17 protein-coding genes are annotated in these 18,670 nt (G+C 72.0%); 10 read left to right on the top strand and 7 right to left on the bottom strand.

Translation table 11 applies throughout. The features are described 5' to 3' along the window. Positions 1 to 109: 109 nt before the first annotated feature. On the bottom strand, positions 110 to 1,339 hold the full coding sequence (locus tag IIE03_RS15175) for an MFS transporter (RefSeq protein ID WP_192863600.1): 1,230 nt from the start codon (positions 1,337 to 1,339) through the stop codon (positions 110 to 112). 383 nt (positions 1,340 to 1,722) lie between these two features. Here IIE03_RS15175 and IIE03_RS15170 point away from each other — a divergent pair, with 383 nt between their 5' ends. Continuing rightward, a complete protein-coding gene (locus tag IIE03_RS15170) occupies positions 1,723 to 4,050 on the top strand; it encodes an immune inhibitor A domain-containing protein (protein WP_192863599.1) in 2,328 nt (775 codons plus the stop codon). A gap of 191 nt (positions 4,051 to 4,241) precedes the next feature. Next, positions 4,242 to 5,237 (top strand): Gfo/Idh/MocA family protein, encoded by a 996-nt coding sequence (locus tag IIE03_RS15165; RefSeq protein ID WP_192863598.1) that lies wholly within the window; start codon positions 4,242 to 4,244, stop codon positions 5,235 to 5,237. 78 nt (positions 5,238 to 5,315) lie between these two features. On the opposite strand, the gene IIE03_RS15160 is transcribed toward IIE03_RS15165, so the two are convergent. Beyond that, positions 5,316 to 6,920 carry an amidohydrolase gene (locus IIE03_RS15160; RefSeq protein ID WP_318843006.1) on the bottom strand — a complete coding sequence of 535 codons (1,605 nt, stop codon included), beginning with the start codon at positions 6,918 to 6,920 and terminating at the stop codon, positions 5,316 to 5,318. A 187-nt stretch (positions 6,921 to 7,107) separates the two neighbouring features. Between IIE03_RS15160 and IIE03_RS15155 the strand changes: the two genes are divergently transcribed. From IIE03_RS15155 to IIE03_RS15140, 4 genes are all read left to right on the top strand, one after another. Next, the gene (locus tag IIE03_RS15155; RefSeq protein WP_192863596.1) at positions 7,108 to 7,899 is read left to right on the top strand and encodes an amino acid ABC transporter substrate-binding protein; all 792 of its coding nucleotides are present in this window, start codon (positions 7,108 to 7,110) and stop codon (positions 7,897 to 7,899) included. Then, entirely contained in the window at positions 7,900 to 8,562 is a 663-nt protein-coding gene (locus IIE03_RS15150) for an amino acid ABC transporter permease (protein ID WP_192863595.1), read from the top strand. Beyond that, on the top strand, positions 8,549 to 9,439 hold the full coding sequence (locus IIE03_RS15145; protein WP_192863594.1) for an amino acid ABC transporter ATP-binding protein: 891 nt from the start codon (positions 8,549 to 8,551) through the stop codon (positions 9,437 to 9,439). Before IIE03_RS15150 ends, IIE03_RS15145 begins: the two co-directional genes overlap by 14 nt. Positions 9,440 to 9,626: 187 nt before the next feature. Then, the gene (locus IIE03_RS15140) at positions 9,627 to 10,070 is read left to right on the top strand and encodes a DNA-directed RNA polymerase subunit alpha C-terminal domain-containing protein (protein ID WP_192863593.1); all 444 of its coding nucleotides are present in this window, start codon (positions 9,627 to 9,629) and stop codon (positions 10,068 to 10,070) included. Positions 10,071 to 10,200: 130 nt separating this feature from the next. On the opposite strand, the gene IIE03_RS15135 is transcribed toward IIE03_RS15140, so the two are convergent. Next, a complete protein-coding gene (locus tag IIE03_RS15135) occupies positions 10,201 to 11,349 on the bottom strand; it encodes an AraC family transcriptional regulator (RefSeq protein ID WP_192863592.1) in 1,149 nt (382 codons plus the stop codon). A gap of 100 nt (positions 11,350 to 11,449) precedes the next feature. On the opposite strand from IIE03_RS15135, the gene IIE03_RS15130 reads away from it, so the two are divergent. Beyond that, entirely contained in the window at positions 11,450 to 12,205 is a 756-nt protein-coding gene (locus IIE03_RS15130; RefSeq protein ID WP_192863591.1) for a class I SAM-dependent methyltransferase, read from the top strand. A 34-nt stretch (positions 12,206 to 12,239) separates the two neighbouring features. On the opposite strand, the gene IIE03_RS15125 is transcribed toward IIE03_RS15130, so the two are convergent. Beyond that, entirely contained in the window at positions 12,240 to 12,971 is a 732-nt protein-coding gene (locus IIE03_RS15125; RefSeq protein WP_192863590.1) for a VOC family protein, read from the bottom strand. A 154-nt stretch (positions 12,972 to 13,125) separates the two neighbouring features. Here IIE03_RS15125 and IIE03_RS15120 point away from each other — a divergent pair, with 154 nt between their 5' ends. Beyond that, on the top strand, positions 13,126 to 14,577 hold the full coding sequence (locus IIE03_RS15120; RefSeq protein WP_192863589.1) for an FAD-dependent oxidoreductase: 1,452 nt from the start codon (positions 13,126 to 13,128) through the stop codon (positions 14,575 to 14,577). Positions 14,578 to 14,652: 75 nt separating this feature from the next. On the opposite strand, the gene IIE03_RS15115 is transcribed toward IIE03_RS15120, so the two are convergent. The 3 genes from IIE03_RS15115 to IIE03_RS25935 all read right to left on the bottom strand — a co-directional run bounded on the left by IIE03_RS15115 (position 14,653) and on the right by IIE03_RS25935 (position 17,280). Beyond that, positions 14,653 to 15,600, bottom strand: coding sequence for an aquaporin (locus IIE03_RS15115; protein ID WP_192863588.1), 948 nt, complete (start codon positions 15,598 to 15,600; stop codon positions 14,653 to 14,655). Further along, positions 15,600 to 16,013, bottom strand: coding sequence for an arsenate reductase ArsC (locus IIE03_RS15110; protein ID WP_192863587.1), 414 nt, complete (start codon positions 16,011 to 16,013; stop codon positions 15,600 to 15,602). Before IIE03_RS15110 ends, IIE03_RS15115 begins: the two co-directional genes overlap by 1 nt. A gap of 97 nt (positions 16,014 to 16,110) precedes the next feature. Beyond that, positions 16,111 to 17,280: a metalloregulator ArsR/SmtB family transcription factor gene (locus IIE03_RS25935; RefSeq protein ID WP_225997821.1), complete on the bottom strand. Its 1,170-nt coding sequence runs from the start codon at positions 17,278 to 17,280 to the stop codon at positions 16,111 to 16,113. Positions 17,281 to 17,382: 102 nt separating this feature from the next. Between IIE03_RS25935 and IIE03_RS15095 the strand changes: the two genes are divergently transcribed. Beyond that, the gene (locus IIE03_RS15095) at positions 17,383 to 17,883 is read left to right on the top strand and encodes a PH domain-containing protein (RefSeq protein ID WP_192863586.1); all 501 of its coding nucleotides are present in this window, start codon (positions 17,383 to 17,385) and stop codon (positions 17,881 to 17,883) included. 27 nt (positions 17,884 to 17,910) lie between these two features. Further along, positions 17,911 to 18,615 carry an MOSC domain-containing protein gene (locus IIE03_RS15090; RefSeq protein WP_192863585.1) on the top strand — a complete coding sequence of 235 codons (705 nt, stop codon included), beginning with the start codon at positions 17,911 to 17,913 and terminating at the stop codon, positions 18,613 to 18,615. The last annotated feature ends 55 nt before the right edge of the window (positions 18,616 to 18,670 follow it).

The following is an 18,670-nucleotide window of genomic DNA, read 5'->3' as shown; positions in this document are numbered from 1 at the left end:
CGCGTGAACGCGGGGTGACATGCGGCCGAACGCTGCCGCCGCCGTCCCCGCGCCTCGACCTGCACTGTGACAGGCCGGCCGCCCGGCGCCCTCCCGCGGCGGGACCGCGTCAGCGGTCTGGGGCGGGTGGACGCGATGCCCTTCGGACGTACCGCATGTCCCAGAGGGTGAGGGCCAGCGCCGCGAGGACGGCGATCGCGCCGGCGAGCGGGATGAACTGCGGGCCCCAGGTAGCGACGACGTAGGCGCCGAGCGCCGCGCCCGAGGCGATGCCGATGTTGAACACGGCGCTGGACACGGCCGTCGCCATCTCGGTCCTGCCAGGCGCCACCTGCATCGCCAGGTGCGCGGCCACCGGCGGGATGAAGCTGAAGGTCGTGCCGAACAGCAGCATGCCCACGACGGCGGCCCCGGGCATCGCCCCGAACAACTGGAGCACCAGGAGGAACACCGCCACGCCTGCCGAGCCGCCGGCGAGCGACCACCACGGCCACCGGTCCAGCACCAGGCCCACGAGCAGCGTCCCGACCAGGCCCGCTGCGCCGCTGCCCAGCAGCAGCACCGACAGCCACCGGTCGGCGAAACCGGCCACCTCCAGCAGGAACTGGGTGATGAACGTGATCCACGCGAACGCGCCGGTGACGAGCAGGAGCGTCACCGCGAGCAGCACCACGAAGCGGCGCCGGTCAGGATGCGTGCCCCGCGAGGTGTCGTCCCTCGCCTGCGAGGCGTCCGGCATGGTCAGCAGGATCGCCGCGCACGCCAGCGCGCTGATCCCCGCCATGACCAGGAACGGCGTACGCCAGGTCGTCAGCTGGCCCAGCCACGTGCCGAACGGGACGCCGAGCATCGGGCCGAGCGAGTTCCCGATCGCCAGCCGCGCGATCATCCTGCCGCGCACCTCGCGGGGAAACATGCTCGCGGCGGCCGGCATGACGATCGCCCAGAACAGGGCCTGGCCGAGCGCCGTCACGACGCGTGAGGCCATCAGATCCGCGTAGCCGACGGCAAAAGCGGACCAGGTCAGGCCCGCCGCGCAGACCGCCGTCGTCCCCGCGAGGACGACGCGGCGGCTGAACCGCCGCGTCAGGTGCGCCAGCGGCACGGTCGCGACGACGACGACGGCTGCGTACGCGGTCACGAGGAGCCCCACCTGGGACGTGGTGCGCCCCAGGTCACCGGCCATGATCGTGAGCAGACCACCGGGAAGATTTTCCGCCGTCACGAACATGAACGCCGACGTGGACAACGCGACCAGCGCCACGACGGCCCGCCGCTGGAGGGACCTCTGCTCGGGAGGCAGCGCCGGGACGGCCTGGGGGGCAAGGTTCGATCGCATCGATTCGACAGTCTGGCACACCGGCGCAACCGTTTTCTTCCGAGTCCGGCCGAGAGGTGGAAACGATGCCATCGGACGAAATGCCATTCGTGGCGGGATTCCGCCATCCACCATGGCGGATTCCCGCCGGTTATATCCTGACGTAACTTCAAGTAACGTGCCGCACGCAACATTTCTGAAATGGAACGGTGATTGAGTCGCCGCTCGGACGTCGAGGTCCGACAAGCGACTCGGCGCCGATACCTCCGGCTCGGTCGGACACCCCGGTACATGCGGGGCCCGGATCCGCCCGCGGCAACCAGCCGCGGCAGGACCGTGGCCCCTGGCTACCGCTGTGCCCCGGCCTCCTCAGGGCCGGAGGCACTCACACCCCGGAGGAATCCATGAATCCACGAATCAGCGCAGCGGGCGCTGGTGCGGCTCTGCTGCTCACAGGTGCTCTCGTGCCGGTCAGCGCCGCCGCCGCGCCGAGCGAGGCGGAGCCGGACCCGGCGACCTCCGCTCAGCAGCGAGCGGACGACCGCCCCGATGCACTCGCCGACAAGCAGCGCGAGCGGAAGCAGCAGGCGGTCGAGATGGTCGCCACCGGCGAGGCGAAGGTCACCACTCGCGGGAAGGGCAGCAAGAAGTCCAAGGTCGTCAGGATCGCCCCGGGCGAGTACGTCGAGTACGGCACCCAGGAGACCGCGCAGCTCTTCTCGATCCTCGTCGAGTTCGGCGACGGCGAGGGCTCGCCGCACTTCCCCGAATCCCCCGCGGGACCGCTGCACAACGAGATCCCGGAACCCTCCGCGGACGACAACACCACGTACTGGGAGAGCGACTTCTCGCGCGACCACTACATGGACATGTTCTTCAACGGCACCGACAACGGTGAGTCGTTCCACGACGTCTACGACGAGATGTCCTCGGGCCGCTTCGACCTGCAGGGCGACGTCTCCGAGTGGGTCACGGTGCCGCACCGCGCGTCCTACTACGGCGGCGGCAGCGAGACGGGCGACGAGACCGGCGAGAGCATGACCGCCTTCATCCAGGACGCGGCGAACGCCTGGTACGAGCAGCAGCTCGCCTCCGGCAGGACGCACGACGAGGTCGTCGAGTACCTCCAGTCCTTCGACGTGTGGGACCGGTACGACGCCGACGGTGACGGCATCATCAACGAGCCCGACGGCTACGTCGACCACTTCCAGGCGATCCACGCGGGCGAGGGCGAGGAGGCCGGCGCGCCGCCGTGGGCCATCTGGTCGCACCGCTGGGCGGTCAACCAGGGCGGCCTCTGGGAGGACGGCCCTGCCGACCACCCGAAGCTCGGCGGCATCAAGATCGGTGGCACCGACATCTGGATCCGCGACTACACGACCGAGCCGGAGAACGGCGGCCTCGGCGTGTTCGCGCACGAGTTCGGTCACGACCTCGGCCTCCCGGACTACTACGACACCTCCGGTGGCGGCGAGAACGGCACGGGCTTCTGGAACCTCATGAGCTCCGGATCGTGGCTCGGTCACGGGCACGACGACGGGCACATCGGCGGTACGCCCAACCACATGGGCGCCACCGAGAAGATGTTCCTCGGCTGGCTGGACTACGAGACGGTCGAGGCCGACGCCTCCGGCACGGTGGACCTCGGTCCGGCGTTCCACGCGACGACGCGGCCGCAGGCGGCCCTGGTGAACCTGCCCGACGGAACCGAGAGCATCGAGGTGGGCGTCGACCCGATCGACGGCAGGTACGCCTACTCCGACACGGGCAACAACATGAACGCCACCTTCGCCTCCCCCGAGTTCGTGGTGCCGGCCGGCGGCCAGCTGTCCGCCCAGGTCAACTACGAGATCGAGGAGGGCTACGACTACGCCTTCGTCGACATCACCACCGACGGCGGCGCGACCTGGACCTCCCTGTCCACGAGCGAGTCGTCCGACGAGGACCCGAACGGCACCAACCCGGGCGGCGGCATCGACGGCTCGTCCGGTGGCTGGGTCGAGCTGACCGCCGACCTGTCGGAGTACGCCGGCGAGACGGCGCAGATCCGGTTCCGCTACACCTCGGACGGCGGCGTCAACGAGCGCGGCCTCGTGGTCGACACGGTCGCCGTCGGCGACGCGCTCGCCGAGGACTTCGAGGACACGGCCGACTGGACCGGCGACTTCAAGATCGCGACCGACGGCGCCTACGACGCGACGTTCTCGCACTACTACCTCGCCGAGCACCGCGTGTACGGCGGCTACGACGTGACGCTGAAGGAGGGCCCGTACAACTTCGGCTGGACGGAGTCGAACCCCGACCGCGTGGAGCACTTCCCGTACCAGGACGGGCTCCTCATCTGGTACGTGAACGGCCTGTACGGCGACAACAACACGTCCACCCACCCGGGTTACGGCCAGGCACTCCCGGTGGACGCCAGCGCGAGACCGCTGAAGTTCTCGGACGGCACGATCGCCCGCAACCGGATCCAGACGTACGACGCGACGTTCGGCTACCACCGGAAGGACCGCCTCTCCCTGCACAGCGAGCTCGGGGACGCCCCCGCCACGCTGCGTACCCCGTGGTGGTCGTGGCAGGTCCGGACGTTCGACGACAGCGACCCGTACGCGTACTACGACGAGTCCAACCCGCAGCACTCGGTCATCGTCGGTGGCACCGGCACCAGCATCAAGGTGCTGCGGCAGAACAGCCGCAACGGCCACATGACGATCCAGGTCGACCGCTCCTGACCGGCGCGCTCTGACCGCGGCACGACGACGCCGGCCCGCACCCTCCACCCGGGGGTGCGGGCCGGCGTCGTGCGTCGCTCCCGCGGGCACGCTCCCGCGGCCGGGTAGGTGGCAACAACGGTCCCGGCTGCTCGTGCGCCCTCGGGAAGACGCCGCCACGGCCGTCGTCGTCCGCCACTAGGCTCCGTCGTATGACACACCTGCGCTGGGGCATTCTCGCCACGGGCGGTATCGCCCACGCCTTCACCAGTGACCTCAAGGCCAACGGCTTCACCGTGCAGGCGGTGGGCTCACGTTTCGCGGACAAGGCGAAGGCCTTCGCCGACGAGTTCGGCATCCCGCACGCCCATGGTTCGTACGAGGAACTCGTGGCGGACCCGGAGGTCGACATCGTCTACGTCGCCACCCCGCACCCCATGCACGCCGTCGACGCGGCCCTCGTGCTCAACGCCGGCAAGCACGTGCTGGTCGAGAAGCCGTTCACGCTGAACCGCCGGGAGGCCGAGGCCATCGCGGAGCTGGCCGAGTCCAAGGGCCTGCTCGCCATGGAGGCCATGTGGACCCGCTACCTGCCGCACATGGTCCGCATCCGCGAGATCCTCGCGGAGGGCACCCTCGGCGAGGCCCGCACCGTCATGGCCGACCACTGCCAGGACCTCCCCGACGACCTCGAACACCGCATCAACGCCCTCGAACTCGGCGGCGGATCTCTGCTCGACCTCGGGATCTACCCGATCTCGTTCGCCTGGGACGTGTTCGGCGAGCCGCTCACGATCCAGTCGCACGCCACGTTCAAGGAGACCGGCGCGGACGCCACCATCGCGACGATCTTCGGGTACGACGCCGGCCGCCTCGCCACCACCATCTCGGCGTCGGACACACGAGGGCCCGTCACGGCGTCGATCCTCGGGACCGACGGGCGGATCGAGATCGACCCGTGGTGGTTCACGCCCACGTCCTTCCGGGTGTACGACGTGGACGGGAACGTCACCGAGGAGTTCAGCAGCGACGGCAAGGTGACCGGCCGCGGCATGCACTTCCAGGCGCTGGAGGCCGAGCGGCTGATCGCCGAGGGCCGGACGGACGGCGAGATCCTGCCCATCGCGGAGACGGTCGCGATCATGGGCACCCTCGACGAGATCCGGAGCCAGATCGGCCTCACCTACCCGGGCGAGACCGCGGACTGAGGGGTTGGGCCGGTGCGGACGACCTGGTCGACCCGGGACGGCGTGGTCGTCGCCGCGGGCGGCCGCGCCCGTGAGCCGTCAGAGCACCCGATGCGTCCATTCCCCGTCGAGGAGCGTGCCCGCGACCGGCATCGTGCGGAGCGCCTCCGAGACGTCGGACGGGTCGGCGGGCTGCACCAGGTAGTCCTGGTGCGCGCCGAGGCCCGGCATGTCGCCGTCGAGCACGACGAGATCGGCCGGGCCGCCCGCGCGCGGTGCGACGCCGCGCCCGTCCGTCGACGCCTCGAGCGCCTGCTCCACGGTGAGCACCTGCTCGGGGTGCCAGGGCTCACGGCCGCCGCGGGACCGGGTTACCGCCGACGCGATCGCGAACCACGGGTCGAGGCGGGCGACGGGCGCGTCGGACCCCAGCGCGAGCGGTACGCCGGCGGCGGCGAGCGTCGCCAGCGGGAACGCGCGGTCCGTACGGTCCGGCCACAGTCCCTCGGCGACGTCACGGTCGTCCATCGCGTGCTCCGGCTGCACGCTGGCGGTCACGCGGCCGGCCGCGAACCGTTCGACGTCCGACCAGCGCACCAGCTGCGCGTGCTCGATCGAGCCGCGCGCCCCGGTCGTCTCGAAGGCGTCCAGCGCGAGGGCGTTGGCCCGGTCTCCGATCGCATGGATGGCGCAGGTCAGGCCGCCGTCGGTGGCACGCTTCATGAGCAGCTGGAGCTCCTCGGGCGGCACGTTGAGCATGCCGTGCGCGTCGGGTCCGTCCGACCCCGCGTACGGGTCGAAGCAGCAGGCGGTCCGCGAGTTCAGGGAGCCGTCGCTGATGACCTTGAGCGATCCCATCTCGACGAGCGGCCTGCGCGCCGGCCGGCCCGGAAGGCCTCCGGTCCGGCCGCGCGGTGCGTCCACCGCGCCGCCCAGCGGGTCGCCCGTGCGCAGGCCCTCCGCCAGCGCCGCGTCGAGGTCCCAGTACCAGACACCAGCCCGCACCCGTAGTCCGTCCCAGGACCGTACGCGACGCCGCCATGCGCCGATGTTGTCGTCCATGCCGAAGTCCACGACGCCGACCACGCCCCGCGCCGCGGCGGCCTGGCCGGCGCTGTGCACCAGCCGGTCCAGAGTGGCGCCGGACGGATGGTCGAGCTGTTCGGCGGGCAGCATCTCGTCCTCGAGAAGCAGCCCGGTCGGATGCTCGACGCCCAGGCGCCGCAGGCCCGCCGTGTTCACCCAGGCGGAGTGGAGGTCGAACGACAGCAGCACCACCGGCACGTCGCCCACGGCGTCGAGCATCACCGCGGTCGGGGGCTCCGGCCAGGTCGCCCAGTGCAGCCCGAAGCCGACCAGCGGCTCGTCCGCATCGGTGCCCTCGGCGGCGCGGGAGTCCAGGGCGTCCCGCACGAGGCGGACGGCGTGCTCGGCGGAGGACGCCGGCGCGACGTCGAGCCGCCGCCGGACCAGCGCCCACTGCTCCATGTGCGTGTGCGCGTCCCACAGTCCCGGCAGCACCCACCGCCCGTCCAGGTCCACGACCTCCGGCGCCCCGGCGCCGATCCGCGGGGAGTGCCCGTCGGCCGCGGCCGCGCCGGACGATGCCGGCGTGATCCCCGCGATCGTGCCGGACGAGACCTGGATGTCGACGAGCTGGTCCGCGCCCAGCACCCGGGCGCGGGAGAGGATCAGTGTGGTCACGAGGCAAAGGTAAGCCCCCGCCGTGCGGCACGTGTGATCGTCCGGCGTGACACCTCTCACCGCCGCGCGGGGCGAGGAACGACACCAACCATCGCTACTGTTGATGGGTGACATCCGTGGACCTGATAGGAGGTCGCGGAGGTCGCGCGGTAACATCCCGCGCACCGACGATCCGAAAGGCCCCCACATGACCCGCACCCGCGCACTCGCCACAGTCGCAGCCGCCTCGGCCGCCCTCCTGGCACTCGGCGCGTGCTCGTCCGGCGACACCGGCGACGACGACGGCCTCGGGCTGGTCCGCGGTGGCACGCTGACCGTCGCGACCGAGGGCACCTATCGGCCCTTCAGCTACCACGACGACTCGGGCGAGCTCGTGGGGTACGACGTGGAGGTGGCGGAGGCCGTCGCCGAGAAGCTCGGCCTCGAGACCGAGTTCGCCGAGACGCAGTGGGACGCCATCTTCGCCGGACTCGACGCGGGCCGGTTCGACACGATCGCCAACCAGGTCACGATCACTCCGGAGCGCGAGGAGCAGTACGCGTTCAGCGCGCCCTACACCGTGTCGCGCGGGGCGATCGTCGTCACGGAGGACAACGACGACATCAGCTCGTTCGACGACCTGGAGGGCAAGACGACGGCGCAGTCGCTGACGAGCAACTGGCGCGACCTCGCCGAGGAGTCGGGCGCGGAGATCGAGAACGTCGAGGGCTGGGCACAGTCCATCTCCCTCCTGCGGAACGGGCGGGTGGACGCCACGATCAACGACACGCTCACCTACCTCGACTACGTGAACGAGAACGCGGACTCCGGCCTCAAGATCGCGGCGGAGACGGACGAGACGTCCGAGTCGGCGTTCGTGGTGACGCCGGAGCGTGAGGCGCTCGCCGAGGAGATCACCGGCGCCCTGGAGGAACTGCGTGCGGAGGGCACGCTCGCCGAGCTCAGCGAGAAGTACTTCGGCGACGACGTCTCCGAGTAAGTGGACTGGGAACTCGCCCGGAACGCGTTCTGGCCCATCCTGTCCGGCGGGCTGACCGGAACGATCCCGCTGACGCTCGTCTCGTTCGCGATCGGCCTGGTGATCGCGCTGTTCGTGGCGCTGCTGCGGCTGTCGCCGAACGTGATCCTGGCCTGGATCGGCACGGCCTACGTGTCGGTCATCCGCGGCACGCCGCTGCTGGTGCAGCTCTTCATCGTGTTCTACGGCCTGCCGAACCTGGGCGTCGTCATCGACCCGTGGCCGAGCGCCATCGTCGCGTTCTCGCTGAACGTCGGTGGCTACGCCGCCGAGATCGTGCGGGCCGCGATCCTCTCCGTGCCGCGCGGCCAGTGGGAGGCCGGGTACACGGTCGGCATGGGGACCGCACGGACCCTGCGGCGGATCGTGCTGCCCCAGGCGGCGCGGGTATCGGTGCCGCCGCTGTCGAACACGTTCATCTCGCTGGTCAAGGACACGTCACTGGCCTCGACCATCCTGGTGACCGAGGAGTTCCGCAAGGCGCAGGAGATCGCCGCCGGCAACCCCGACCAGATCCTCTTGCTCTACCTCGAGGCGGCACTGATCTACTGGATCTTCTGCACCGCCCTCGCGGCCGGGCAGAGCGCGCTCGAGAAGAGGCTGGACCGCTATGTCGCCCACTGACGCAACCGGTGCCGGGCCGGAGGGGCCCGGCGACGTGCTGGAGCCCGAGGACCGTGCCCGGCGTGGCACGCCCCTCCTCACCGTGCGCGGACTGCACAAGACCTTCGGGGACAACCACGTGCTGCGGGGCATCGACCTCGAGGTGCGCCGGGGCAGCGTCACCGCGCTGATCGGGCCCTCCGGATCCGGCAAGACGACGGTGCTGCGCTCGCTCAACGGCCTGGCGATGCCTGACGCCGGAACCATCACCGCCGCGCCGTCGCGGCGACAGGTTCGGAGAGGCGTCCCGGACGCCGAGTCGCCCGCGGGCGAACCACTGACGCTCGACTTCTCCCGGAAGATCACCAAGCAGCAGCGATTCGCGCTCCGCGACCGCTCGGCGATGGTGTTCCAGCAGCACAACCTGTTCCCGCACCGCACGGTGCTGCAGAACGTCATCGAGGGACCCGTCCAGGTGCAGCGCGTGCCGCGTGCCGAGGCCACCTGGCGTGCCACGGAGCTCCTGGAGCGGGTCGGGCTGGCCGAGAAGCGTGACGCCTACCCGCACGAGCTGTCCGGAGGACAGCAGCAGCGGGTCGGCATCGTCCGCGCCCTCGCGCTGCGGCCGGAGCTGCTGCTGTTCGACGAGCCGACGTCGGCCCTCGATCCCGAGCTCGTCGGTGAGGTGCTGGCGGTGATGAAGGAGCTGGCGGACGAGGGCTGGACCATGGTGGTCGTCACCCACGAGCTGCAGTTCGCCCGGGCCGTGGCCGACGAGGTGCTGTTCCTCGACGGCGGCGTCGTCGTCGAGCGAGGGAACCCCGAGCGGATGTTCCGCGAGCCGCGCAGGGAGCGCACGCGGCAGTTCCTGCACCGGCTGCTGCACCCGATGGAGTGACGGACGGAGCGTCGGCGGCGCGGACGATCCGGCGGTGCGGCGCTCCAGGTCGGGCACCATTGAGAACTTCACCCGCTCGGAGTGGGTGAAGTTCCACGATTTTCGTGTCGCATCGCCGGATAACCTGGTGAGGTTGGGGATGCTAGAACCACCGACCGACGATGCGAGATTGCGCCCAGGAACCTGAATGACTGAAGCAGCAGCGCCCGAGACGCCGCCCACCCTGCTGTGGACGGACGCGTTCCCCTGGCTCGTCGGCGTCGCCGGCCTCGACGCCAACCAGCCCGATCCCCGCTGGTCCGAGCCGATCGCCGCCACTCCCGAGTCGGAGGTGCCCGCGGTCGCCCTGGAGGTGGCCAAGCTGGCGATCCAGCACCGGCCGACCAGCCACATCGGATCGGTGTTCCCCCGCCTCCCCGGCGAACTGAACCTCAACAACCTGGACCTCCCGTCGCGTCAGCGGAACGTGCTCCGGCGCCACGGCCTCGAGACCGCGAGCGACCTGGGCACCGTCACGGTTACGGAGCTGCTCACCTCCTGGTCGGTGGGGCCGCGGGTCCTCGAGGGGATCTTCACGGCGCTCGTGGAGGAGTCCCTGGCAGCGACGATGAGCGGCGCGACCACGGACTGACTGTCCGGGAACTCCGTGCGGGGTTCCCGGACATCGCCTTTCTCGGGCGTCCGGGCTTCAGGCCGCGGGTGCTGCCTGAGCTCTGGTTCCCACGTCGTCCAGGTCGCTCACACCCGCACCGGGGTGCGGGTCAGGGCGTTCCTGGCGGTGGTGCGGACGCGATGTCCGCCCGCCGCTCCCGGCGCCACCTGTCCGGACTCGTGCCGTAGCGGCGCCGGAAGCGCCTGCCGAGGTATGCGCCGTCCGCCAGCCCCGTCCGGGCGGCGACGGCGCCGAGCGGCAGGTCCGTCTCCAGGAGCAGACGCCGCGCCTCGGTGAGGCGGCGCTCGGCGAGCCACTCGCCCACGGTCCGTCCCGAACGCTCGCGGACCACGGTCGTCAGATGTCCCGGCGTGTAGCCGAGCTCACGTGCCACGTCCCCCGCCGACACGGGGTCGCGGAACATGTTCTCCACCTGCTCGAACACCCGCACGACGAGGGGGTCGGGCACGATCGACGGCCCGGGCGCCAGTCGCGCGGCGGCCACGAGGAGGCGGGTCAGCCCGGCCACCATCGCGTCCGGCGCACCGGTGCGTTCGGGGTGCCCGGTCTCCTCGACGAGATCCTCGAACCAGCCGAGCCAGCGTTCTCGCTCGGGGCCGGGCACCGAGGCGATCCCGCCCGCAGGATCGCGCGCGCCTTCCGCGCCTTTCGCGCCCGCCGCGCCGTCCTGGTCCTGCCGCGACGGGTCGGGCGAGGGAGGCGAGGCAACCGCGCCGGCCGGCGAGAAGATCCGCAACAGCGGATGGTGGTCCCAGGCGAGCGGCGAGACGGAGGCCAGAGCGGGGATCACGTCCGGCAGGAAGTGCACCGCCCAGGCGAGATCGTCACCCGACTCGAGCGGCTCGCCCGGCTCGACGGTCCGGCCCGGGGCGACGCCGAACACGTCGCCGTCGTGGAGGGCATGCGTCGCGCCGTCGATCCGGACGCTGCCGTTGCCTCGGTGAACGTACAGCAGGACGTGGAAGTCGTGGACGTGGGGGCGGTGGGGAAATGCGGCGCCCCCGAGCCCGTCGGTTCGGCGCTCGCCGGTCTCGTGGCTGTCGGCTCGGTGCCCGCCGGTCTGGTGGCTGTCGGCATGCAGGCGCACGATGCCGATCGGCGGGAGCCCGGGGCGGGCGTCGTGGCCGTACACCGGGGTGCCGTCGGAGCGCACCCGGCGCAGGCGGGCGCGGCGTGCGGGGCGCGCGCCGTCGTCGTCCGCACGGGCCTCCGGTCCGACGCCCGAGGAATCTCCCATACCGCCGAAGTTCCGTCCTGCCGTGCCGCCCGGCGGCGGCCGATCCTGTCCACCAGGAAGCATTCCAGGACTGTCACGCCGCCGCTACGGAGGAAGCACCATGAGTACCCCACCCGACGTTCGCATCATCGACGACACCGATCCGGGGACGGAGGGCCGGGAGTTCCTGCCCGGGATGGGAAAGAGCTGGCTGACACCGTTCTTCGACGTCACCGTCCGCATGCTCGGGATGCGCCGCCGGTACGCGCGGACGGTCGAGCTGGCCGGCATCCGCGACGGCGAGTCGGTGCTCGACGTCGGCTGCGGCACCGGCAGCCTTCTCCTCGCGGTGCTCGACGTCGCCCCCGGTGCGGTGGTCACCGGGCTGGACCCGGACGTTCAGGCGCTGGAGCTCGCCGCCCGGAAGCTGCGCCGGGCCCGGCGCAAGGGCACGCTGGTGCGTGGCTTCGCCGACCGGCTCCCGGCCGACGACGGCACCGTGGACCACGTCATTTCCTCCATGGCCCTGCACCATGTGCCCGACGACGAGCGTCCGGTGTTCGCCCGCGAGGTGGCGCGGGTCCTTCGTCCGGGCGGGAAGGTCACGATCCTCGACCTGGGCGGTGACCACGCTGATGCCGGCCACGGCGATGCCCACCACGGTGGTGCCGGCCACGGCGGCGGCCTCGCTCACCTGTGGAACCACCTGACCGCCCCGCTCCGCCGACGGAGCGCGACGAGCCGGGTGGTCGTCGCCAACCTCGACGACGGCATCCCGCGCCTCCTCACCGACGCCGGCCTGGAGAACGCCCGCGAGATCGCCCACGAGGACTGGTCCATGGGCCGCCTCACCTACGTCCAGGCAACGGCGAAATAGAGGCCACGCAGCGTCACTCTTCGTTCGGGTCGTGTCACTCCTCGTTGAGGCAGAGGCAGAACGGGTGGCCGGCCGGGTCGGCGAAGACCCGGAACGTCTCGCCCTGGCCCGGCAGCCGGGTCGCACCGAGCGCCAGAGTGGCCTCCTCGGCGGCGTCGAGGTCGTCCACGAACACGTCCAGGTGGCCCTGCTGCGGCCGCGCGGGATCCGGCCAGGCGGGCGCGGTGTAGTTCTCCACCTGCTGGAACAGCAGCGGCCGATCGCCACCGGTCATGGCCATCCCGTCCTGGTCGTAGAGGACCGGCTCGCCGATGAGCGCCGACCAGAACTGCGCGGCGGCGTGCGAGTCCGGGACGTCGAAGGTCAGGCCCATGACGGTCGTGCCGGGGTTGTCCTCGGCGACGCAGAGGTCGAACGGATGACCGGCCGGGTCGGTGAGCGTGGTCCACTCCTCGTTCTCCCGCAGCACCGTGGCCCCGCGCTCGACGGCCTCGCGGCTCGCCGCGGCGACGTCGGGCGTGCGGAGATCGAGGTGGAGCTGCTGCGGACGGTCCTGCCCCGGCCAGTCGGGCGGGATCAGGTCGGGCGCGTGCTGGAAGTGCAGACCCCAGCCGTCCGACGTGCGGGTCGACACCCACTCGTCGTCCTGCGACAGGATCTCCCCGCCGGTCATGGCGGTCCAGAACCGCGCGGACGCGGCCAGGTCCGGTACGTCGAGGACGACCGAACCCATCCGGGCGATCCCTGCCTGCTGTGTCTCGGACATGATGACTCCCTTCGTCCCGACCAGCATGCCTCGGGTGTCTGACATTCTCGCCAGGAGGCTCGGGACGACGCGGTGCCACCATCTTGCGACGCATCGAAGTTTGTGGATATGTTGTCACCGCGTCCATCGACCAATTTCGATCAAAGGAGCGGACATGACCGAGACGCCCCGCGAGGAGCTTCCCGTCGTCGTCATCGGGGCCGGGCCGACCGGGCTCGCCGCCGCGGCCCACCTGCTGGAGCGCGGACTCGAACCACTCGTCCTGGAGGCGGGTAGCGGCCCGGGCGCCGCCGTGGCCGACTGGGGTCACGTCCGCCTCTTCTCGCCCTGGCGCTTCGACATCGATGCGGCCGCCCGCCGCCTGCTCGTCTCCACCGACACGACGCCGGGCGGCTGGGTCGAGCCGGATCCCGACGCCCTGCCCACCGGCGCCGACCTCGTCGAGCGCTACCTCGTGCCGCTCGCGGAAGCACTGGGCGACCGTGTGCGCTTCGGTGCCCGGGTGACCGCCGTCGCACGCCAGGGCGCCGACCGGACGCGCTCGCTCGGCCGCGAGCGCAGGCCCTGGCTCGTACGGACCGACGCCGGTGACGTCCTCGCCCGGGCCGTGATCGACGCGTCCGGCACCTATGCGACGCCCAACCCGCTGGGTACGTCCGGCCTGCCGGCGGCCGGCGAGGCCGACGCCGCCGCGTTCCTGGCCGGCCCGCTCCCGGACGTGCTCGGCCGGGACCGGCACCGCTTCGCCGGGCGCCACGCCCTCGTGGTCGGGATGGGCCACTCCGCCGCGAACACCCTGCTCAGCCTCGTCGAGCTGGCCGAGCAGGAGCCGGGCACCCGGATCACCTGGGCCATCCGCGGCGGTTCCCCACGGCGACTCTACGGCGGGGGTTCCGACGACCAGCTCCCGGCGCGCGGCCTGCTCGGCACCCGCCTGCGCGACGCGGTCGAGGCCGGCCACGTCGCTCTCGTCACGCGCGTGGCCATCGAGGCGCTGTCCCCCCTCGACGGCGAGGCCGTCCGGGTCGTCGGATCCGGGCGACGTGACGGCGTCGACGGTCCGCTCGACCTGGCCGTCGACACCATCGCGGCCGCCACCGGGTTCCGGCCCGAGCTCGGCATGTTGCGAGAGGTGCGCCTCGACCTGGACCCCGTCGTCGAGGCGCCGAGCAGGATCGCGCCGCTCATCGACCCGAACCACCACTCCTGCGGCACCGTCCCGCCGCACGGTGAGGCCGAGCTCGCCCACCCCGACGACGGTTTCTACCTCGTGGGCATGAAGTCCTACGGCCGCGCCCCGACGTTCCTGCTGGCCACCGGCTATGAGCAGGTCCGATCGATCGCGGCGGCGCTTGCCGGGGACCGCGCCGCCGCCGACGAGGTGCAGCTCCAGCTCCCGGAGACGGGCGTCTGCTCCTCGAACCTCGCCCTGCAGGCCGACGACGACGGTACGGTCCCGGCGGACGCGCTCGCGGCGGCGCTCACGGGGGCCGACGCCTGCTGCGGCGTCCCGTCGGCGCCGCAGCCCGTCACGATCGGCGCCCCGCCGGAGCGTCGTGAGCTCGGATTCGCCACCGGCTTCGCCCACGGCCGCTCGTCCGACTGACGGGGGCGGTCCTGGGCCGACCAGCTCACGCCGGGAAGCGGCACCGGCAGTGGGCCGGGCCGTGGGCGCGCAACCTCAGGCGGGGAGCTGTTCCTGGCGAGCGCGGGGAAACAGCACCGCCGCCAACCCCACCGCGAGCGCGCCGCCGACGAGTTGCGCGGCGACGAACGGGAGCACCGAACCCGGCGCGATCCCCGCGAAGGTGTCGCTGAACATGCGGCCCACCGTCACCGCGGGGTTCGCGAACGACGTCGACGACGTGAACCAGTACGCCGCGCCGATGTACGACCCGACGGCGGCGGGCACCCAGGCCTCCCGCCCGGACCGCAGCAGGCCCAGGACGACCAGGACGAGCCCGGCGGTGGCGACGACCTCGGCGAGCAGGTGCGGCGCCGTGGCCCGGTCGGTCGTGGCGAGCGCGGTGGGTGCGACGAACATGGCGTTCGCCAGGACGGCGCCGGCGATCCCGCCCGCGATCTGGGCCGCGACGTAGGTCCCGACGACGGCGAGCCGGCCGGGCGGGCGAGCGTCCTCCGTCCCGCCTCCCTTCCGGGGGGTGGTGCGGGGATCGTTCCCGGAGTCGGTCCGCGACGCCGCACCGCGTCCCGTGAACCAGTCCACCAGCGTCACCACCGGATTGAGGTGCGCTCCGCTCACGGGCCCGAGCACGGCGATCAGCACCGCCAGCCCGAGCGTCGTGGCCAGGCTGTTCTCCAGCAGTTGCAGCCCGACGTCGTCCGACAGCTGCTGCGCCATGATCCCGGAGCCCACCACCACCGTGACCAGGAGGCAGGTGCCGAGGCCCTCGGCGACGGCGCGGCGCCACAGCGCGAGTTCCTCGACCTGCCCGGCCGTCGTCCCGGCAACGCGTTCACGGTGCTTCACGCCCGGTACGGCGTCCTCGCCGGGAGCGAGGGCCGCCGGGGCATCGGACCGCACCCCCCTTCCCGAGTGGTCCCCCGGCCCCGCGCCCTCCGGCACGTCTCCTTCGGTCCCGGCCTCGACCGCCGTCGTGCCCGACATCAGGCCACGGCCTCCACGCCCAGTTCGGCGATGAGGGACCGTACGCGCTTCTCGATCTCGTCGCGGATCGGCCGCACCGCCTCGATTCCCTGGCCCGCCGGGTCCTCGAGCGCCCAGTCCTCGTAGCGCTTGCCGGGGAAGATCGGGCAGGCGTCGCCGCAGCCCATGGTGATGACGACGTCGGACGCCTGCACGGCGTCGGTGGTCAGGACCTTGGGTCGCTCGGCGCGGATGTCGATGCCCTTCTCCAGCATGGCGTCGACGGCCACGGGATTGATCTGCTCGGCGGGTTCGGAACCGGCCGAGCGAACCTCCACGGCGCCGCCGGACAGCTCGCGCAGGAATCCCGCGGCCATCTGGGAACGGCCCGCGTTGTGGACGCAGACGAACAGGGCGGACGGGGTGGTGCTCATGGGTGCTCCAGGTGATCTCGTGGGTCGTGTGTCGGGAGGAGGCCGCGCACGTCCGTGGCCCGGACGTTCCGAGAGGGCCGGGACGGGCGAGGGGGATTCAGGGACGGATCGGTTCTCCGGGCAGGATCTCCGCCAGGAGGGTCTGCACGCGGCGGTCGAGCTCGTCGCGGATGGCCGCCACGCCTGCCGGGGACGCCAGGGCGGGATCGCCCACCACCCAGTCCTCGTACCGCTTCCCCGGCAGGACGGGGCAGGCGTCTCCGCAGCCCATGGTGACGACGACGTCGGCCGCGCGGACCGCGTCGTCGGTCAGCGGCTTGGGGAAGACGACGCGATCCGCGCCGGCTTCTGCCCCGGGCGGGTCGATCTCGGCCAGGAGCTCTCGGACGGTGTCGTGCACGTCGGGCGCGGGCGCGGATCCCGCGGATCGCACCACCACGCGGTCGCCCGCGTAGTGCGCCATGAGAGCGGCGGCGAGCTGGGAGCGTCCGGCGTTGGCCACGCAGACGAACAGGACCTGGGGTTTGCGAGCGGTGCCGGCGGCGCCGGCCCCGGGATCGAGGGCGGTCGTGGCGGGGCCGGACGCATCGGTTCGGGCGCCGTCCGCGGCCTCCGACGGCCGGTGGGGAACGGGTGCCGGTTCCGCCTCCGTCGGCCTGGCCGCGGCGCCGGTCTCGTCGCCCGACTCCCGCGCCTTGACGAGGTCGTCGAGCCGCTGGTGGGCGAAGTGTTCGGTGAGCGCCACGAGGTGGGTCGGGATGCCGCCGCGGCGGGCGAGCGCCGCGTACGACTCGCGCACCACGCGAAGCGACTCCTCGGGGGTGGTCCCGGGTACGCGGGTCGCGAGGGACGCGGCGAGGCTGGTCAGCTCGTGGTCGACGTCGGCCAGGCCGGTGATGTGAGGGCCCTTGCCCACGCTCACGGCGGAGGGGGCGAACTTGTCCAGCAGCGTGTTGATGGCCCCGCGGTAGCCGGGCTCGATCCGGTAGAGGACGAACGTGCCCCGGCGCTCGGAGGTGAGCAGCCCGACGTCTCGCAGCACCTTGAGATGGTGGGACACGGTCGGCTGAGCGACGTCGGTCAGCGTGGCCAGGTCCCCGGCGGAGGTCTCGCCGTTCGGATCGGTGGCGATCGCCGACAGCATGCGCAGCCGCAGCGGGTCCGCGAGGGCCTTGAGAGTGTGCGCGACGGCGTTCGCCGCGTCGGTGCCGATGGCGTGCCGCTCGGCCGCGGCGCCACCCGGGTTCGCCCTGTCCTGGATCGACATGCATCTATATTGACACATGCCGATTCAATGGTCGAGTCCTGTCGTGCCCGATCCGGCCGCGCCCGTACCGCGGCGGTTCCGATTCGTGGCAATATGCCTCGCATGGGTCTTCGAGATGAGCACCTTGCCGAGGGTGAGTCCGTCGTCATGCGGCTGCGGACGCACCGCAAGGTGCTCCTGAAGCCGGTCGCGTGGATCGTGGTGCTCGCGGCGATCGCCGTCGCGGCCTGGATCGTCGCGCCGATGTTCGGGCTGCCGTCATGGGCGCCGCTGTTCGCCACCGCCGCCGCCGTCCTGCTCGTGATCGCCGCGACGATCCCGCCGTACCTGAAGTGGGTCACCACCACCTACGTCATCACCAACCAGCGGGTGTCGCTGCGCACCGGCATTCTCACGCACACCGGCCGGGACATCCCGCTGTACCGGATCAACGACGTGACGTTCGAGAAGCAGCTGAGCGACCGCCTGTTCGGCTGCGGCACGCTCGTCATCTCGGACGGATCCGACCGCGAGGGCATGGTGCTCGACGACGTGCCCGACGTCGAGCAGGTGCAGCGCACCCTCCAGGACCTCGTGCGAAGGTCGGATCCCCGGGACAACTGACAGGGACCGGCTGGCATGATTGCCGCCATGGGATCCGTCGTCGCCGTCTGCCGCGTCCACCAGCTGCTGCCGGACTCCGGCTCCGTGGGCACCACCGCCATCGACAAGCGGGCCGTGGGGGCCCGGGTGAAAGCGCGCCGGCTCGGCCTGTACGCGGACGTCCAGGCCGACCGCGCCAACCACGGCGGGCCCGACCAGGCCGTCTACGCCTACGCCGAGGAGGACGCCGAGCACTGGGCGACCGAACTCGACCGGAAGATCACGCCCGGGCTGTTCGGCGAGAACCTGCGCACGTCGGGCCTCGCCGTGAGCACGGCCGTGGTGGGCGAGCGGTGGCGCGTGGGTTCCGCCGTTCTGGAGGTCACCCAGCCGCGCACGCCCTGCGCGACGTTCCAGCGCCGCATGGGCGAGGAGCGCTGGGTGCGCCGCTTCACGGCGGCGAATCGCACCGGTGCGTACTTGCGAGTCACCGAGGCAGGGGAGATCGGGGCGGGAGACACGATCGACGTGGTCCACGTGCCGGAGCACGGCGTCCGCATCGCTGACTGGTTCGCCGCGTACTATTCGGCGGCGCGCGGCGTCACGCCCCGCGAGGGAGAGCAGGGGGACCCCGACCCCGTGGTGCTCGCCGATCTGGCCCGGCGTCTGCTCGCCGGGGACGCCGCCGGGGACTGCCGGCTCAGTGACGAGATGCGCGGTCGCTGCGCGAAGGCGGTCGCGCCCACGGCCTGAGCGGCCGGCAGGAACGACCGGCGTCGTGGATCGCAATCGGCTCCCGCCGCCGGCG

This window comes from Myceligenerans pegani (assembly GCF_014892515.1).
Lineage (GTDB): Bacteria > Actinomycetota > Actinomycetes > Actinomycetales > Cellulomonadaceae > Myceligenerans > Myceligenerans pegani.
The sequence above is the reverse complement of the archived record's forward strand: the minus strand, read 5'-3'. Positions and strand labels throughout refer to the sequence as shown.

Excerpts from the sequence above, each read along its gene's own strand:
- IIE03_RS15145 (WP_192863594.1), top strand. The coding sequence starts at position 8,549 with ATGTCGCCCACTGACGCAACCGGTGCCGGGCCGGAGGGGCCCGGCGAC.
- IIE03_RS15155 (WP_192863596.1), top strand. The coding sequence starts at position 7,108 with ATGACCCGCACCCGCGCACTCGCCACAGTCGCAGCCGCCTCGGCCGCC.
- IIE03_RS15090 (WP_192863585.1), top strand. The coding sequence starts at position 17,911 with ATGGGATCCGTCGTCGCCGTCTGCCGCGTCCACCAGCTGCTGCCGGAC.
- IIE03_RS15120 (WP_192863589.1), top strand. The coding sequence starts at position 13,126 with ATGACCGAGACGCCCCGCGAGGAGCTTCCCGTCGTCGTCATCGGGGCC.
- IIE03_RS15095 (WP_192863586.1), top strand. The coding sequence starts at position 17,383 with ATGGGTCTTCGAGATGAGCACCTTGCCGAGGGTGAGTCCGTCGTCATG.
- IIE03_RS15135 (WP_192863592.1), bottom strand. The coding sequence starts at position 11,349 with ATGGGAGATTCCTCGGGCGTCGGACCGGAGGCCCGTGCGGACGACGAC.
- IIE03_RS25935 (WP_225997821.1), bottom strand. The coding sequence starts at position 17,280 with ATGTCGATCCAGGACAGGGCGAACCCGGGTGGCGCCGCGGCCGAGCGG.
- IIE03_RS15170 (WP_192863599.1), top strand. The coding sequence starts at position 1,723 with ATGAATCCACGAATCAGCGCAGCGGGCGCTGGTGCGGCTCTGCTGCTC.
- IIE03_RS15130 (WP_192863591.1), top strand. The coding sequence starts at position 11,450 with ATGAGTACCCCACCCGACGTTCGCATCATCGACGACACCGATCCGGGG.
- IIE03_RS15115 (WP_192863588.1), bottom strand. The coding sequence starts at position 15,600 with ATGTCGGGCACGACGGCGGTCGAGGCCGGGACCGAAGGAGACGTGCCG.
- IIE03_RS15175 (WP_192863600.1), bottom strand. The coding sequence starts at position 1,339 with ATGCGATCGAACCTTGCCCCCCAGGCCGTCCCGGCGCTGCCTCCCGAG.
- IIE03_RS15125 (WP_192863590.1), bottom strand. The coding sequence starts at position 12,971 with ATGTCCGAGACACAGCAGGCAGGGATCGCCCGGATGGGTTCGGTCGTC.
- IIE03_RS15140 (WP_192863593.1), top strand. The coding sequence starts at position 9,627 with ATGACTGAAGCAGCAGCGCCCGAGACGCCGCCCACCCTGCTGTGGACG.
- IIE03_RS15165 (WP_192863598.1), top strand. The coding sequence starts at position 4,242 with ATGACACACCTGCGCTGGGGCATTCTCGCCACGGGCGGTATCGCCCAC.
- IIE03_RS15110 (WP_192863587.1), bottom strand. The coding sequence starts at position 16,013 with ATGAGCACCACCCCGTCCGCCCTGTTCGTCTGCGTCCACAACGCGGGC.